The sequence below is a fragment of the Pseudomonas sp. A-RE-19 genome (genome assembly GCF_019956555.1).
Classification (GTDB): Bacteria; Pseudomonadota; Gammaproteobacteria; order Pseudomonadales; family Pseudomonadaceae; genus Aquipseudomonas.
Window position 1 is genome coordinate 1 of the sequence record NZ_JAHBDQ010000009.1, and the last position, 18,016, is coordinate 18,016.

The 18,016-nt window shown below is 58.8% G+C and carries 8 protein-coding genes and 1 pseudogene; 2 read left to right on the forward strand and 7 right to left on the reverse strand.

Annotation, left to right across the window (positions count from 1 at the left end):
* Positions 1-548, forward strand: a pseudogene (locus KGB14_RS06735) (hypothetical protein); the annotation flags it as partial.
* A gap of 223 nt (positions 549-771) precedes the next feature.
* Positions 772-6,849 (forward strand): DUF5801 repeats-in-toxin domain-containing protein, encoded by a 6,078-nt coding sequence (locus KGB14_RS06740; protein WP_223485058.1) that lies wholly within the window; start codon positions 772-774, stop codon positions 6,847-6,849.
* Positions 6,850-6,942: 93 nt separating this feature from the next.
* Here the strand turns inward: KGB14_RS06740 and KGB14_RS06745 are convergent, their stop codons facing one another.
* The 7 genes from KGB14_RS06745 to nspC all read right to left on the reverse strand — a co-directional run bounded on the left by KGB14_RS06745 (position 6,943) and on the right by nspC (position 17,701).
* On the reverse strand, positions 6,943-7,686 hold the full coding sequence (locus tag KGB14_RS06745; RefSeq protein WP_223485060.1) for a LuxR C-terminal-related transcriptional regulator: 744 nt from the start codon (positions 7,684-7,686) through the stop codon (positions 6,943-6,945).
* A 721-nt stretch (positions 7,687-8,407) separates the two neighbouring features.
* The gene (locus tag KGB14_RS06750) at positions 8,408-9,751 is read right to left on the reverse strand and encodes a TolC family protein (RefSeq protein ID WP_223485266.1); all 1,344 of its coding nucleotides are present in this window, start codon (positions 9,749-9,751) and stop codon (positions 8,408-8,410) included.
* 38 nt (positions 9,752-9,789) lie between these two features.
* Positions 9,790-11,115: an HlyD family type I secretion periplasmic adaptor subunit gene (locus KGB14_RS06755; RefSeq protein WP_223485062.1), complete on the reverse strand. Its 1,326-nt coding sequence runs from the start codon at positions 11,113-11,115 to the stop codon at positions 9,790-9,792.
* The gene (locus KGB14_RS06760; RefSeq protein ID WP_223485064.1) at positions 11,081-12,871 is read right to left on the reverse strand and encodes a type I secretion system permease/ATPase; all 1,791 of its coding nucleotides are present in this window, start codon (positions 12,869-12,871) and stop codon (positions 11,081-11,083) included. The genes KGB14_RS06755 and KGB14_RS06760 overlap by 35 nt, the downstream gene beginning before the upstream one ends.
* A 218-nt stretch (positions 12,872-13,089) precedes the next feature.
* Positions 13,090-14,493, reverse strand: coding sequence for an MFS transporter (locus KGB14_RS06765; protein ID WP_223485066.1), 1,404 nt, complete (start codon positions 14,491-14,493; stop codon positions 13,090-13,092).
* A gap of 839 nt (positions 14,494-15,332) precedes the next feature.
* A complete protein-coding gene (locus KGB14_RS06770) occupies positions 15,333-16,577 on the reverse strand; it encodes a saccharopine dehydrogenase family protein (RefSeq protein ID WP_223485068.1) in 1,245 nt (414 codons plus the stop codon).
* 26 nt (positions 16,578-16,603) lie between these two features.
* Positions 16,604-17,701, reverse strand: a complete 1,098-nt coding sequence (gene nspC, locus KGB14_RS06775) for a carboxynorspermidine decarboxylase (protein ID WP_223485070.1) — start codon at positions 17,699-17,701, stop codon at positions 16,604-16,606.
* Positions 17,702-18,016: the final 315 nt, after the last annotated feature.

Here is an 18,016-nt window from a genome sequence, read left to right on the forward strand (position 1 = left end):
TCACCGAGGTGAACACCCTGACGCCGGAGGCTGGCGGACAGGTGTCCTTCCTCATTGAGAGCAATGGCACGAATCTGATCGACGCGGTTCAGCTCACGATGGGCCGAGGCACTGTCAAGATCCCGGTGATCCAGTTCATTCAGCAGACCGAGAACCTGGCCAGCGATGTCCAGCTGTCGTTCCACGCGACGCTGACGGACAAGGATGGGGACTCGGCATCAAGTACGTTTGACGCCAACCTGTTCGCCAACGACTCGGCCAACGCACTCTTCGACTTCACCCTGGTTGGAACCGGCGGTGAGCGTGATGCCTTCAACGTCGATTTGGCAGCCAACCAGAACCGGTACCAGGTCACCGGCTTCGATGCCAGCGCAAACCTGCGAGACACCCTGGTGCTCAACGGCGACCAGAGCTCCGTTGTCCAATCGATCGACAACAGCGGCGCAGACAGCGTCGTGACGGTTGCCGAAACGGGTGGACAAGTCACGACCATCACCTTGGTCGGGGTCGATCTTCTGGCTACCGACATTGTTCATGGCAGTGCCTGATACAGCGAGCGCGTGAAAGGATGCGAGGGTGGCGAAAACCACCCTCGCATTGTTTTTTGCAGTTCCAATAGAGAGATCCGCACGATCGCATCAACCCGGGGCCCCTGCGGCAAGCCACCGACGAGGACGACTAGGCTGAAACTCCCACTCGGACTGGGAGTATCGGCCAATGCGCAATCTCCGGCGCTTGGTCATAGTTGTAGAGGTCAATGGTCAGGCCTCGATGACCGTAATTGCTCTGGAGAAAGTCATGACTATTCGCGAGCAAAACTCATCGCTAACGAGCGATCCGACCCCCTTATCCACTCCGACCCTCGACTCCATGGTGACCACCTCGGTTACAGCCAACGCTCTGAGCGTGGTGACCGGCGCGGACGTTACGCTGGACGAAACGGCCGGGCTGCAGAACGCCACCGCCACTCCAACCCCTGCGGAAGACGCTAACGACAACGACATTCTGCTGGCCTCCCTGCCCTCGATCTTTTCCACCCGTTTGACCGCACTGGGTGCAGGTACCGCAACGGGTGCGGCCTTGAGTGGCTATACCGGGGCCGTGGGCGACACGGGCAGCAATGCGTTCACCATCAGCGGCGGAGCAAACATTACCGATATCCGCTTCGTCGACAGCGCTGGCGCACCGCTCAATGGCCTGGACAGCGGGCTGGATACCCTTGATGGCACCAGCATCCTTCTCTATACGGATACGAACAACAACATCGTTGTGGGCCGAGCCGGAGCCGCAGATGGCGCGATCGTGTTCGCTGCCTATATCGAAGAAACCGGATCGCCGCTCTCGGGCGGCAAAATCTGGACCGTGGAATACCAACCGCTCCAGCATCCAGATACGACGAACCCCGATGATTCGCTCAATCTGCTGAATAAGGTGTTCGTCGGAACCACCCAGGATCTGGAGTTCAGTCTGGCCGGTGCACCTTCCGGTCAGAACCTGTTCCTGATGTACACGAAGGCGAACCCGACAGTTGTCGATGACGCGGGTGTCTTGCGGATCACGGACCCCACCATCATCGCCACCGGCAAGGACCCCGCAGACCAGTCAAGCGGCGCCAATATAAACACTGGCGACACGGTCAATACCAGCCAGGGGGGTGGCTCGACCACCATCGGCACCAACAATCAAATGATTGTGGAACAGGAAGGCATCCGCTTTTCGTTCGTCACCGGTGCCAGGCAGGATTTGACCGTTCCCAACCTTAGTCAGACCGAAGCAGATGTTGAGTCCAACATCGACTTTACCGGCGTCTACAATACGAAATCGGCCAATTTCGACATCGTGCAGTTGCAAAGCGGCAAGAGTGCGGTCGTACAAGTCAGCGCATTCAGCACCGCGGCTGAACCTGGCGCGAATTTCATCAATGGCTATGCGGGTGATACGCCGGTTGCCATCACCAGTGTTCGCGTCGTCAACAATAGCACCGGGCTGGTGATCGAAAATTCCGACGGTTCGGTGAATGACCCGACCATTGCCATCAGCTTTACGGGTGGGGTTGCAACCATCACCGGCGTTAAAGCCGGCTACCAGATTGAATACACCACAGCGTCGGATCACAACCGCGTGCTCGTCGAGAACGGCGCGGCCCTTGACGCGAGGGGCGATAACCACGCCGATTTTGATATCGGCGGCTTCACGCTGAGCCAAGCTTCTACTACGAATACCGAAATCGGCTCCAAGATGCTGTTCGAGGACGACGGGCCGAGCATCAGCGCCACCGGCACGGAGCCAACGCTGACGGTGGACGAGACGGTTCTGGCCACCAACGACACCCAGAACTTTGCCGCCAACTTCAATTCAGCGTTTGGCGCTGATGGCGCCGGCACGCTGACTTATGCGCTCGGCGTGACGGCGGGTGCCTCCGGGCTGACCGACACGGCCACGGGCGAGGCAGTCAACCTGTCGCTCAACGGTGGCGTGGTGGAAGGCCGCACGGCCACCACCAACCTGCTGGTGTTCACAGCCAGCGTCGCCGCCAATGGTGACGTCACGCTCGACCAGCTCCGCGCGGTGGTGCATCCCGATGCCACCAACCCCGACGACTCGACGAGTCTGTCGGCGGACAATCTGGTGACGCTGACGGCGACCATCACCGACAAGGACGGCGACAGTGCCCAAACGACGCTCAACATCGGGTCGAACCTGGTGTTCAAGGACGACGGGCCAAGTATCAGCACCACCGGTACGGAGCCGACGCTGACGGTAGACGAAACGGTTCTGACGACCGACGACACCCAGAACTTTGCCGCCAACTTCAGCCCGGCGTTTGGCGCCGATGGCGCCGGCACAGTGACCTATGCACTGGGCGTGACGGCGGGTGCCTCCGGGCTGACTGACACGGCCACCAACGAGGCAGTGAACCTGTCGCTCAACGGCACAGTGGTGGAAGGCCGTACGGCCACCACCAACCTGCTGGTGTTCACGGCCAGCGTCGCCGCCAATGGTGATGTCACGCTCGACCAGCTCCGCGCGGTGGTGCATCCCGACGCCACCAACCCCGATGACTCAACGAGTCTGTCGGCGGACAATCTGGTGACGCTGACGGCGACCATCACCGACAAGGACGGCGACAGTGCCCAAACGACGCTCGACATCGGGTCGAACCTGGTGTTCAAGGACGACGGGCCAAGTATCAGCACCACCGGCACCGAGCCAACGCTGACGGTGGACGAGACCGTCCTGGCGACCGACGACACCCAGAACTTTGCCGCCAACTTCAGCCCGGCGTTTGGCGCTGATGGCGCCGGCACAGTGACCTATGCACTGGGCGTAACGGCGGGTGCCTCCGGACTGACTGACACGGCCACGAATGAAGCGGTCAACCTGTCGCTCAACGGCACAGTAGTGGAAGGCCGCACGGCCACCACCAACCTGCTGGTGTTCACGGCCAGCGTCGCCGCCAATGGTGACGTCACCCTCGACCAGCTCCGCGCAGTGGTGCATCCCGATGCCACCAATCCCGACGACTCGACGAGTCTGTCGGCGGACAACCTGGTGACACTGACGGCGACCATCACCGACAAGGATGGCGACAGTGCCCATGCAACGCTCGATATCGGCCAGAATCTGGTGTTCAAGGACGACGGGCCAAGTATCAGCACCACCGGCACGGAGCCGACGCTGACGGTAGACGAAACGGTTCTAACGACCGACGACACCCAGAACTTTGCCGCTAACTTCAACCCGGCGTTTGGCGCTGATGGTGCCGGCACAGTGACCTATGCACTGGGCGTAACGGCGGGTGCCTCCGGACTGACTGACACGGCCACCAACGAGGCAGTGAACCTGTCGCTCAACGGCACAGTGGTCGAAGGCCGCACGGCCACCACCAACCTGCTGGTGTTCACGGCCAGCGTGGCCGCCAATGGTGACGTTACGCTCGACCAGCTCCGGGCAGTGGTGCATCCCGATGCCACCAACCCCGACGACTCGACGAGTCTGTCGGCGGATAATCTGGTGACGCTGACAGCGACCATCACCGACAAGGACGGCGACAGTGCTCAAACGACGCTCAACATCGGGTCGAACCTGGTGTTCAAGGACGACGGGCCAAGTATCAGCACCACCGGCAGTGAGCCGACGCTGACGGTGGACGAAACGGTTCTAACGACCGACGACACCCAGAACTTTGCGGCTAACTTCAATTCGGCGTTTGGCGCTGATGGCGCCGGCACGCTGACTTATGCGCTCGGCGTGACGGCGGGTGCCTCCGGGCTGACCGACACGGCCACGGGCGAGGCAGTCAACCTGTCGCTCAACGGTGGCGTGGTGGAAGGCCGCACGGCCACCACCAACCTGCTGGTGTTCACAGCCAGCGTCGCCGCCAATGGTGACGTTACGCTCGACCAGCTCCGGGCAGTGGTGCATCCCGATGCCACCAACCCCGACGACTCGACGAGTCTGTCGGCGGACAATCTGGTGACGCTGACAGCGACCATCACCGACAAGGACGGTGACAGCACCCATGCGACCCTCGACATCGGCCAGAACCTGGTGTTCAAGGACGATGGGCCAAGTATCAGCACCACCGGCACCGAGCCGACGCTGACGGTGGACGAGACCGTCCTGGCGACCAACGACACCCAGAGCTTTACCGCCAACTTCAACTCGGCGTTTGGCGCTGATGGAGCCGGCACGGTGACCTATGCCTTGGGCGTAACGGCGGGAGCCTCTGGCTTGACGGACACGGCCACCAACGAGGCGGTCAACCTGTCGCTCAACGGTGGCGTGGTGGAAGGCCGTACGGCCACCACCAACCTGCTGGTGTTCACGGCCACCTTGGCCGCCAATGGTGACGTCACGCTCGACCAGCTCCGCGCGGTAGTGCATCCCGATACCACCAACCCCGACGACTCGACGAGTCTGTCGGCGGACAACCTGGTGACGCTGACGGCGACCATCACCGACAAGGACGGTGACAGCGCCCAGGCGACCCTCGACATCGGCCAGAACCTGGTGTTCAAGGACGACGGGCCAAGTATCAGCACCACTGGCACCGAGCCGACGCTGACGGTGGACGAGACCGTCCTGGCGACCAACGACACCAAGAACTTTGCCGCTAACTTCAGCTCCGCGTATGGCGCTGATGGCGCGGGCACGCTGACCTATGCGCTGGGCGTGGTGGCGGGTGCCTCCGGGTTGACCGACACGGCCACGAACGAGGCAGTCAACCTGTCACTCAACGGTGGCGTGGTGGAAGGCCGCACGGCCATCACCAACCTGCTGGTATTCACGGCCAGTGTGGCTGCTAATGGCGACGTCACGCTCGACCAGATCCGGGCGTTGGTGCATCCCGATGCCACCAATCCCAATGATTCGACGACTCTGTCAGCGGACAATCTGGTGACACTGACGGCGACCGCGACCGACAAGGACGGCGACAGCGCCCATGCGACCCTCAACATCGGCCAGAACCTGGTGTTCCTGGATGACGGCCCATCACTCGCGTTCGGCAACCTGATCGGAACCGGTAGCGTCCTTCCACAATACGGGTTCTGGGACAAGGCGGCAGGTGCCGATGGGCTGGGTGCAGCCGGTCTGGATATTTCGTTGGCGAATGACCAGTTCACCCTCGTCAGGCCAGACAACACGACCACGACCGGAACCGGCACGCTCACCGAGCTGTCGCCCTCACCGGACGCCAATGGCGCGTACCATTTTGCAGGGACGTTGACCGGCGATTTCGACAACAACGCCGCCACGGCCAATACCAGCGTCGACTACACGCTGACCGCCTTTGACAACGGCAGCTATGCACTGGACCTGGTGCAAGGCTTCAGTTCGCAGATCGTGCTCAGCAGTGCCGACGGCTCGCTCAGTGCCGGCGGCCCGGATCCAGTACGCACCTTGTTAATTCCGGAGACGAATGACCCGACTATTCCTTCGGCATCCGAAGAGATTGTCTTCTTTTCCGCGAAGGCACTTGCATCGACTTCGGACATCCTGACCGGTATCGGGCTCGGAGCACCCGACCCCACCGAAGCCGCCCTACAGACCAACCCCCTGCCCTCGTACATTGACCCGGCAGCGATGAACGTCAGCACGTCCGGCATCGGCATCGCCAATAACCTTTTCCAGGGAGACAACCTGGCGGCAATCAGCGCCGCCGATGAAAGTTTCGTCATCAATCCGGAGAGTCTGCTGACGAGCATGAAGGTCTTCATCGACAACTCCGTGGGGGGTTACGACACGGCGACCGAGGACTTGTACTACAGGGCCTACTACGAGGATGGCTCGTTTTCGGCGCTCACCGAGGTGAACACCCTGACGCCGGAGGCCGGCGGACAGGTGTCCTTCCAAATTGCGAGCAATGGCACGAATCTGATCGATGCTGTTCAGCTCACGATGGGCCGGGGCGCGATCAAGATCCCGACGATCGAGTTCACTCATCAGACCGAGAGCCTGGCCAGCGATGTCCAGCTGACGTTCAATGCGACGCTGACGGACAAGGATGGGGACTCGGCATCAAGTACGTTTGACGCCAACCTGTTCGCCAACGACTTGTCCGGCACCTTCGACTTCACCCTGATTGGAACCGGCGGTGAGCGTGATGCCTTCAACGTCGATTTGTCAGCCCCCGAGAACCAGTACCAGGTCACCGGCTTCGATGCGAGCGCAAACCTGCGAGATACGCTGGTGCTCAACGGCGATCAGAACGCCGTTGTCCAAACGATCGACAACAGCGGCGCGAACAGCGTCGTGACGATTGCCGAAACGGGCGGGCAAGTCACGACCATCACTTTGGTCGGGGTCGATCTTCTGGCTACCGACATTGTTCATGGCAGTGCCTGATACCGCGAGCGCGTGAAAGGTGCGAGGGTGGCGAAAACCACCCTCGCATTTTTTTGCGGTTCCAATGTGACGGCCCCAGGCACGCCAAAGGGTTCAGAGCGACTTGTTTTGACGTGAAACCAAATCCAGCTCCACCCACGTGGACTCGGGCGGTTGTTCGTTGCTGGTGAGCCCGTGCTTCAACGCATACATCAGCAAGTCGATGCGGTTGATGAGATTAAGCTTTTGATAGATGTTGCTGAGGTGGTTGTGCACGGTGTGCTCACTGATGCCCAGGCGCCCGGCAATGCTCATGTATTTGGCGGACGGATCCCCAACAATGGCATGAATCAGTTCCCTCTCGCGCAGTGTCAGCCGAGCCTGTTTTGCATGCTCCAGATTGCATTTCAAATGTATATTCCCGGTCGCGGCATAGCCGGAAAGGCCACCGGCCCAGGCTCTATCCAGCCCGATATCGCGGTGGTGGACGGTCATGATGGCCTGGATGATCGATTCCGTCGGGTCTTCCGCCAGCACGATGCCGCGTGCGCCCGCCTCTATTGCCTGGGCAACGGGGACGGCCTCGTACAGACCCTTGAGCACCAGCACTTTCATTTCGGCACTGCGGGTGAGTCCCGCGACGACTTCCAGCGGGTTCAGCGCATCCGGAAAGAAGCTGAAAAAAATGACATTGGGACGCAACTGATCGGCAAGATCCAGCGCATTGGTATAGGTGGTGGCCTGGCCGCTCACTTCCATCTGAGGCTTCCTGGCATTGATCAAATCTTGAAGCCCCATGAGAACGAGAGGACGACAATCGATCAGCATCACGCTTATTGGTTTTCTGTGGGTCGTCATTACTTTCCTGACTCCCTTTAAAAATGGAACTATGACCTCCCTCCCTTGGCCTTCCTGGATCAGCAGCGCCCTCACCCGACCGTTATCGAAGGACAGATGCGAGCGCCGACAGGCCTTAACGGTGCCCTCCCGGCTATTTCTCCCTGGGGGCACTTCCACTGGCTTCACCGGCAGGCATTCGGACGTTTCCAAAAGCCGGGCAAAGCCATCGAGGCAACATAAATTGGAATAATCATCAATAGCTTGCGAATGATTGATGTGCTCCCTCGAGCTGTTCAACTGAGTCTAGGCCAGCTCAGCGCGCTGCCAGCCCGCCCATCCGCCAGTCGTCGATTCAAGCCTTATGCGAGTAGCCCGGCCGATGTGCCCAAGGGCTTCCCTGCCCCGGAAAATCAAGGTCTTAGGCTCGTCGGGGGTGACCTGCGTCCAAAGTCTGATTGCGATCAAAATCGTCAATTAACCGACGAGTGGTGTGCCGGCAAGTATAAAAATAGCACTGGCGTCAATTTGTCGGCGAAACAAGCCTCGCCGAGCCCTGGGAATACGCCCATTCCGGGTCTCGCCGCTGGTTTTTCCTTGGGGTGCGCTCGGGTCACAGACTGACTGCAGTGCTCAAGTTTTTGGCGACAACGCCACAGCCACCACCGCCTGAACGGCTGGCGGTGATGGCTAAATTGGCGTCGAGTCGGGACGGGGATACACAGTCGGTACTGCGGCAGGATCAGGGGGATGTGAGGTTTGAGCTGCCGGGGCTCAACCAGCCATTAACGCTTTCGACACTCTCGGCCGGCGGCTTTCCCGCCCAGCGATTGAGCGTAAGGACATTGGTGACGAATTCGTATTGCGTCTTGAGCAGGTCACGACGAGCCCGGAATTCGTTGCGTACGCTGGTCAGTACATCGACGGCATTGACCATTCCGTAATTGAGCGCTTTCTCTGCCGCCACTCTGGACAGCTGTGCCGAGGCCAGGGCATTTCGGCTCGCACTAATCTTTTCTCCACTCGAATTGGCGGTCAGGTAAGCGCTGGTGATCTCCTTGACCACCCGGCGCCGGATCGCTTCCAGTTCCTGCTCGGCGGTAATCTGATCCTGGTAGAGCCCACGGACCCGCGCCGAGGTCGAGCCGCCGCTGTACAGCGGCACCTGAAGGCCAATACCGGCGACATAACTGTCGGTGCGCGGCGCCAGGGAATTGTTGTAGCCCTCGTTGGTCTGTTGTGCGCTCAGACTCAGACTCAGGGTCGGATAGTGCCCGCCCTTGCCACTGCGCAACGCAGCACCCGCGGCTTCGACGCCGCTCTCGTTGGCCTTGAGCGCCGGGTTCAGCGCTATGCCGTCGCGGACCCAGGTTTCAAGGCTCTGCGCCGAAATCCGTAGTTGCACGTCATCGCGAATCCGGTTGAGCTTCTCCTTGACCGGCCGGCCGACGATCTCCGCCAGTGCCTCGCGAGTGATACTGGCCTGGTTCTGGGCATCGAGTTCCTGCGCCGCCAGCAAATCTACCCGGGCCTTGAGGTCGAGCTGATCAGTAATCAATGCCAGCTGCTTTTCGTACAACGCATTGACTCGGTCCAGGCTCTTTTGCGTGGTTCGACGCTCCGCCCTCACCAGCTCCAGTTCATCTTCGGCTGCCAACGCGGCGAAGTAACGCTGCGCCAAGTCCACTGTCGCTTCGGCCTGGGCTTCCAGCGCTTGCGATTCGGACTGTTTGGCCAGGCTTTTGAATTTTTGGTAGTTCTCCCACGCGGCCTTGTTGTAGAGGTACTGACGCAGCACCAGGCTGTAGTTTTCGCTATCGTAACTCTGCTGTATCAGTTTGTTCTCCTGACGAATCCGATTCGTCCCGGCGTTGAGCGAGACTTGCGGCAACAGCGAACCCAGGGCCTCGCGCTGATGTTCCTTGCCCGCCTGCGCTTGCGCATAGGAGGCCAATACCCGCGGATCCTCAAGCCGTGACTCACGATACAACTGCATGAGGTCGGTGGAAAACGTTGAGGCGCTGACCCCGGTCGGCGTTGGCGCAGTGGTTTGCGCCCAAGCAATATCGGCGCCCAGTACAAGCATGAGCAGACCACCGGGCAAAGCTGCAGGTACTCGCACGATCATTCCTCGATCATCGATTGAGCGATGGCATTGCGGGCCGGCTGCATCAGGTATTGCAACAGCGTGCGTTGCCCCGTAATGATCAACACATCCGCAGGCATCCCCGGCAGCAATTTGCGCTCACCCAAGGTGTGCACACCGGCTTCGGTGACCCGAACCCGGGCCAGGTAATAGGGCGTCCCGGTCTTTTCATTGATCAACCGGTCCGCCGAAACACTGCTGACCACGCCTTCGATCACCGGCGTGGTCGCACTATTGAACGCGCCGAAACGGATATCGGCACGCTTGCCGATGCCGATGCGATCGATATCGACAGGCGCCACCTGGGCCTCGATGACCAGTTCTGAAACCGAGGGCACAATGTCCAGCAGCGGTGTCGCCGGGCGCACGACGCCCCCGATCGTATGCACCGTCATGCCAATCACCATACCGGCATCGGGTGCGCGGATGATGATATGGCTGAGCCGGTCCTCCAAGGCGGAAGTCTTCTCTTGCAGGTCGTAAATCTTGGTCTGAACATCGGCTAATTGTTTGACGACGTCGGCATTAAAGTCTTTGTCGATTTGTAGCATCTGCAACTGTGTTTCGTTGATCTGCAGGCGAGTCTTGGTAATGGTGGAACGGTGGTCGACCATTTCGGTCCTGAGCATTTCAAGCTTGCGCTCCTGCTCCAGCAGACGTTGTTTGTCAACGAACCCCTGCGACAACAGGTCGGTCAATTCAACTATTTCACCGCTGTAGGACTTATCCAGATGGCCCTTGGCACCGATCATCGCCTCCATCCCCTTGATCTGTTGACTTAACTGGCCAATGCGCTCTTTCAGCACCGATATCTGGCCCAGCCGTGATCCCCGTCGCGCGTTGAATACCTGGATCTCGCCCTGGCGCGCTTCGGCACCTCGCAGGCTGTCGGGATCGGCCGTGGCGCCAAAGCCAATCACCGACAGATTGTCCCGCTCAGCTATGAGCCTTGCCTCCATGGCTCTGGCTGCAACAAGCTGACTTCGGGCCATCTCGTATTCAGATCGCAACTGGGAATCGTCGAGAATAATCAGCGGGTCATCACGCTTGACGATGTCACCGTCATGGGCCAACACCTCTTTGACGATGCCGCCTTCGAGGTGCTGGACGGTTTTTCGGTAAGCCTGCACGGTGACCACGCCAGGCGCGTAAGCGGCGCCATCGAGCGGTGCGACCGCCGCCCAGGTGCCGAACACACCGAAGGTCATCAGTACAATGCCAAAACCCAGGCGACGTACTTTTCTATCAGATACCGCCAGGTCGGCGAAGCTATCCGTTTGAGGACTGAGAATCGTAGGGTTCATCGACATCGCCCTTGCTGCTGGTAGCGACCGAAGCCATGCTGGCGCCTGCTTGCATGGCGTGTTTTTGTAACTGCTGTTGCTGCGCGTGGAGTTCGGCCAGCACGTGCTCGCGTGGCCCAAAGAGACTGATAGCCCCAGCATTCATCACCATGAGCCGGTCAAGTTGGGACACGATGTTGGTTCGGTGAGTAATGACAAACAGGGTCGCGCCGGTCTGCTTGAGCTGCTGGATGGCCGCCGCCAGGGCACGATCACCGACTTCGTCGAGATTGGAATTGGGCTCGTCGAGAATAATCAGCCGCGGGCTGCCATACAGGGCGCGGGCCAGTCCGATGCGCTGGCGCTGCCCTCCCGACAGCATGAGGCCCTCGCTGCCAATGACGGTGTCGTAGCCATCAGGCAACAGCAGAATCATTTCATGAACGCCAGCGGTCCTGGCAGCCAGAATGACTTTCGCCGAATCGACCTCGGCGAAGCGGGCAATGTTCTCGCCGATGCTGCCTTCGAACAATTCAATGTCCTGGGGCAAGTAACCTATATGCGGCCCAAGCTCATGTTTGTCCCACGCGCTGATGTCCGCGCCATCAAGCCGGACCACGCCATGCTGCGGCGCCCATACCCCCATCAGTGCCCTGGCCAGGGTGGACTTGCCCGCGGCACTTGGACCGATGATTCCGACTACGCAGCCGGCAGGTACGCTGAAACTTATGTTTTTGATGATCGGGGTTTTCGAGCCAGGTGCCGTGACGATCAAATTCTCCACCTGCACATGCCCCTGAGGCGCCGGCAATGACATACGCTCGGGCTGAGCCAGTTGTTTGTCGAGAATGTCGTTGAGACGACGGTACTGCGAGCGGGCCGCAATAAAGCCCCTCCAGCTGCCGATGATCAGATCGATGGGGGCCAATGCGCGCCCTAGCAGCACGGACCCGGCAAACACCAGGCCTGCACCCACCTGATGGTCCACGGCCAGGTAAGCGCCCAGACCAAGGATCAGTGATTGCACCAGGATCCGGAAGGTCCTGGAAAGCGTGCTGAATATGGCACCTCTATCGCTCGCCTGGGCCTGCAGCAACAGGACGTTTCTTTGACGACGCCCCCAACGGTCCATAAGGGTATCAAGCATGCCCATGGACTCGATGACTTCAGCGTTGCGCAGATTCTTCGTGGTGTAGAGCGTCGCGCTGATATTTTCCTTGTTGGCCTGGGCAAGTGTCGGCCCCGTCATCCTCTCATTGACAAATGCGAGCAATAACAACAACAACGCACTGCCCGTCGCTACCCAGCCAAACCAGGGATGGAACATGAACATTACAGCAACATAGATAGGCAACCAGGGCGCATCGAAAAAGGCGAACAATCCAGGACCGGAGAGAAACTGCCTCAAGCCCGTCAAGTCGTTGAGCGACTGGGCCGACGCATCCATACCCCCACTGTAGAGAGCCCGTTTGAAACTGGCCTTATAGACCTCGCGACTCAGCAACACATCCAGCCGGGTACTGACCCGAACCATGATGCGCGAACGAACCCATTCCAGAGAGCCGAGCGTGACCACCAGTCCGGTCATGATCAGCGTCAGCATTGCCAGGGTCGTCAGGCTTCCGCTGGTTATAACTCGCCCATACACCTGAAGCATATAAAAGGTAGGAACGAGCATTAGCGCGTTGATGAAAAAGCTGAAAAAACCAACAGAAACAAAGCTGCTTCTACAGGCTTTCAACGCATTTTGCAGACTGTTTTCAGGTGTGCTTCGCATTGAAACCCCTGCTCGAAAAGCCATTCCTTGTGGAGCTTAGATCATGCCAAACGACTGTGCGTCGCAATTGGCCCGATGGCCTGTTACGACAGGGTAGTCAGGGATATGAGCAGGATCACGTGCGGGGGGTGGAGGTTCAGAGGAAGGGGGTCAGGTCACGCACTGCGACAAAATCCATCGCAGTGCGTAGCGCTCGCTGGCTTACGGGTGCCAGCGGTTTACAGATCGGTGATCTCCTTATGGCGTGGTACCAGCACCTTCATGACGCTCCATGCCACCAGATAGGCCAGCGCACAGATAGCAAACATGATCATGTAGCCGGTATGAATATCACCGATCAGTTTGTAGTGATCGATCACCCAACCACCGATCTTGGTCATCACTACGCCGCCCAAGCCGCCAGCCAAACCGCCAATACCGACCACCGAAGCAATGGATTTTTGCGGAAACATGTCCGACACGGTGGTGAAAATGTTGCACGACCATGCCTGGTGCGCCGATGCGCCCACGCCAATCAGCAGCACTGGCACCCAGAAACTGATGTAACCCAATGGCTGCGCCAGTAATACCAGCAGCGGGAAGAAAGCGATCACCAGCATGGCTTTCATGCGACCGTCATACGGCGCGTCGCCGCGTGACATGAAATAGCTGGGGAACCAGCCGCCGCCGATGCTGCCGACCATGGTCATGCTGTACAACACCGCCAGCGGCAACACGATGGCCTGGCCTTTCATGCCGTACTGCGCCGACAAATAGGTGGGAAGCCAAAACAGGAAGAACCACCACACACCGTCGGTCATGAATTTACCGAAGGCAAAGGCCCACGTCTGACGGTAGGTCAGCAATTTGAACCACGATACTTTTTTATCGGCGACACCCGGTACCGGGCTGGTGACCACCTGCCCCATCTGATCGCTGCGGATGTAGGCCAGTTCCTGCACCGACAGACGTTTTTGCTGCTCCGGCTTTTCGTACAGCGCAATCCATACACCCACCCAAATGAAGCCCAACATACCGATCACGATGAAAGCCGCTTCCCAGCCCCATATGCTGGCGATCAGCGGCACGCAGACAGGCGCCAGGATCGCGCCCACATTGGCACCGGAATTGAAAATGCCGGTGGCGAAAGAGCGCTCCTTCTTCGGGAAGTATTCTGCGGTGGCCTTGATTGCGATCGGGAAGTTGCCCGCTTCGCCTATCGCCAGCACGGCGCGCGATACCATGAAACCTGCGATCGAAACCGGAATCATGGCAATGCCGAACGCGCTGCACACGGCGCCAATCCCCTCACCCATCGGCACCGCAAAGGCGTGCATTATCGCGCCGGTCGACCAGATGCCGATCGCTACCACATAGGCGGTCTTGGTGCCGATCTTGTCGACCACACGGCCGGCAAACAGCATGGAAATCGCGTACACAAACTGAAAGACGGAGGCGATGTTGGCGTAATCGGTGTTACTCCAGCCAAATTGCGTCGACAGGTCCGGCGCCAACAGACTCAATACTTGGCGGTCCAGATAATTGACCGTGGTGGCAAAAAACAACAGCGCGCAGATCGTCCAGCGATATTTGCCGACGGCCTGGCCGACTCGCTGAGCATTGATGGGCTCGTTCAGATTCATGGCATCACTTTATTGTTGGATTAGGGTGATGATCTCTCGGTTTTAAGCGAGATCAATTAGGTCCTGGGAGCATTGCCAAAACGCGATGAGTCAGCGCCAAGGCAGTCAGGCTCCTGCGTGTCTACCGATTAACTTGAATAATCAATCCCCACTATCAAGTGCCACAATGCGCGAACGCTCTCGAAATGGGTTTTCCAGGCTCAGCGGTTGAAGCGGGAACTGGACGTGCGGTCAATCGTTTGGCAGGGCAATCGCGTGCAACAGACCTGCTGCGCGGAAACGCAAACAGCCAAGATCGCATCTTTAGAAAGGGCGTTTAGGGAGCTGAGTAAACAGGATGAATTCATGATGGGGGCCGACACTTTTTTATTTTTAGGGGTTTGAGCAGTCGATAAATCGTCTGTCGTCGTACAACTGCGCTTTTTATATCGACTCCAATACCACACTGTCAATCTGAAAAATGGCCGTCTGTCTCAAAGGGCTCCCTTCAATATTTCGATTTAATCCAGATAACTCGGGCCATGTGGGTCGGCAGGCCTCCAATCCTCCCGGCGTACGCCAGGCAACTTGTTCAACCATGGTCATACGATCACTGTTCTAGTGCCATTGATAGGCGTCTGGCCGAAGCAACAGTCGAACGTTGGGCGTGACTCTAAAGCCGCAGGTACCTGCCCCGCCTCTGGAAAATCCTTAAGCCGGTATCGGTTTTCCTTATCGGGTGATTTTTGAGTGGACGGATCAGATCTCATTGCAATATGAACCCTCACAAAAACGCCGCTCAATGAGCGGCGTTTTTGTGTTTAGCGCGGGAACCGGGATTCACCGGTATTTTGCGCGCCTCAGGCGTTGCAGTTCCAAGGACGGTCTCCACTCTCGTCCTTGATGCGGGTCGGCAGGCCCATCACATCCAGCGCCTTGAGGAACGGCTCGGCCGGCAGCTCCTCGACATTGGCCATGCGCTGCACATCCCACTCCCCGCGTGCGACCAGCAGGGCTGCCGCCACAGGTGGCACGCCAGCGGTATAGGAAATGCCCTGGCTGTCGGTTTCTGCGTAAGCGTCCTCGTGGTCGGCCACGTTGTAGATGAACACTTCGCGCGGCTGGCCATCCTTGGTGCCTTTTACCAGGTCGCCGATGCAGGTCTTGCCGGTGTAGCCAGGCGCCAGCGAACTCGGATCAGGGAGCACGGCCTTGACTACTTTCAGCGGCACGACTTCCAGGCCTTCAGCCGTTTTGACCGGTTGCTCGGAGAGCAGGCCGAGGTTCCTCAGTACGGTGAACACATTGATGTAGTGCTCGCCAAAGCTCATCCAGAAACGCACGTTGGGCACGCCGAGGTTCTTCGACAAGGAGTGCACTTCATCGTGGCCGGTCAGGTACAGGTTCTGGGGCCCTACGACCGGCAGGTCGTCGGTGCGTTTGACTTCGAACATTGTGTTGCTGGTCCACTGACTGTTCTGCCAGCTCCACACTTGTCCGGTGAATTCGCGGAAGTTGATTTCCGGATCGAAATTGGTGGCGAAATACTTGCCATGGGAGCCGGCATTGACGTCGAGAATGTCGATCGAATCAATACGGTCGAAATACTGTTGTTGCGCCAGGGCTGCATAGGCGTTGACCACACCCGGGTCAAACCCCACACCGAGAATGGCAGTAATGTTCTTCTGCTGACATTCCTCGAGGTGGTTCCACTCGTAGTTGCCATACCACGGCGGCGTCTCGCAGATTTTGCCCGGCTCTTCGTGAATGGCGGTGTCCAGGTAGGCCACGCCGGTATCGATGCAGGCACGCAGCACCGACATGTTGAGGAAGGCGGAACCGACGTTGATGACGATCTGCGATTCGGTTTCGCGGATCAGCGCCTTGGTCGCTTCGACATCCAGAGCGTTCAGCGAGAAGGCCTTGATATCGGCGGGCACTTTGAGGCTGCCCTTGGCCTTGACGCTGTCGATGATGGCCTGGCATTTGGAGATGCTGCGCGACGCGATAGCAATACGACCAAGTTCATCGTTGTGCTGCGCGCACTTGTGGGCCACCACCTTGGCGACACCTCCTGCACCAATGATAAGAACGTTTTTCTTCAATTTTTTTATATCTCCTTTCTGCCAGATTACGAGAGGCTGGACAGGTAGTCGTTGTAACCAAACTCACGAACCACCTCGACTGTACCGTCGAGTTGTTTCACTACGATGGACGGCATTTTCAGGCCGTTGAACCAGTTTTTCTTGACCATGGTGTAACCCGCGGCGTCGATGAACGACAGCCGATCGCCGATGGCCAGCGGCCGATCAAATTGATACTCACCGAAAATGTCGCCGGCCAGGCAGGATTTGCCGCACACCATGTAAGTGTGTTCACCCTCGCTGGGCGCCAGCTTGGCATTCAGGCGATAGATCAGCAGATCAAGCATGTGCGCCTCGATGGAGCTGTCCACTACGGCCAGGTGCTTGCCGTTGTAGAGGGTGTCGAGCACGGTGACTTCCAGCGACGCGCTCTGGGTGATGGCGGCTTCGCCCGGTTCCAGGTAGACCTGAACGCCGTATTTCTGCGAAAAGGCCTTGAGCCGCGCGCAGAACTCGTCGATCGCATAGCCTTCACCCGTAAAGTGAATCCCGCCGCCGAGGCTGACCCACTCGACCTTGTGCAGCAGGTGGCCGAACCGCTCTTCGATGGTGCACAGCATCTGGTCGAACAGGCCAAAGTCGGCGTTCTCGCAATTGTTGTGGAACATGAAGCCCGAGATCTGCTCGATGACTTGCTCGATCTTCACCGGATCCCACTCGCCCAGACGGCTGAACGGCCGCGCCGGATCGGCCAGCAGGTAATCCGAGCTGCTCACCTGCGGATTGACCCGCAGACCGCGCACCTTGCCTGCTGAAGCTTCAGTGTAGCGCTGCAACTGGCCGATGGAGTTGAAGATGATCTTGTCGCAGTTATCGAGCATCTCCTCGATCTCATCGTCAGCCCAGGCCACGCTGTAGGCGTGGGTCTCGCCAGCGAACTTCTGCCGACCGAGCTTGAGCTCGTAGAGCGACGACGACGTAGTGCCGTCCATGTATTGCTGCATCAGATCGAACACCGACCAGGTGGCGAAGCACTTGAGTGCCAGCAGGGCCTTCGCCCCGGACTGTTCGCGCACATAAGCGATCTTCTGCATGTTCGCCAGCAGCTTTTGCTTGTCGATGAGGTAGTACGGCGTCTTGATCATTTCGAGGCCTCCGGCAAGGCCAGCCAAAAAAAGGATGCACATTGTGCCTTCACTTGCCACATATCGAAAGAGCAGAAAGCCCAGTTCGCTGAGTCGCCCTGAATTGGATCCAGGTGCCGGCGTCACCGGCAGCTTAATCGGCGGTCAGTCAGTGCTGTCCAGATTGAGGTATAGCTGGGCGCCGCGCCATTGAATGCTGCCGGGTCTTCACGGTGACGAACATATTGATGCGGTCGTGAATTTCCAGGAGAGCATGGCGAAAAGGTACATGCGGGATGCTAGTGATGCGGATCAGAATCGAAGAAGCGAGCACGC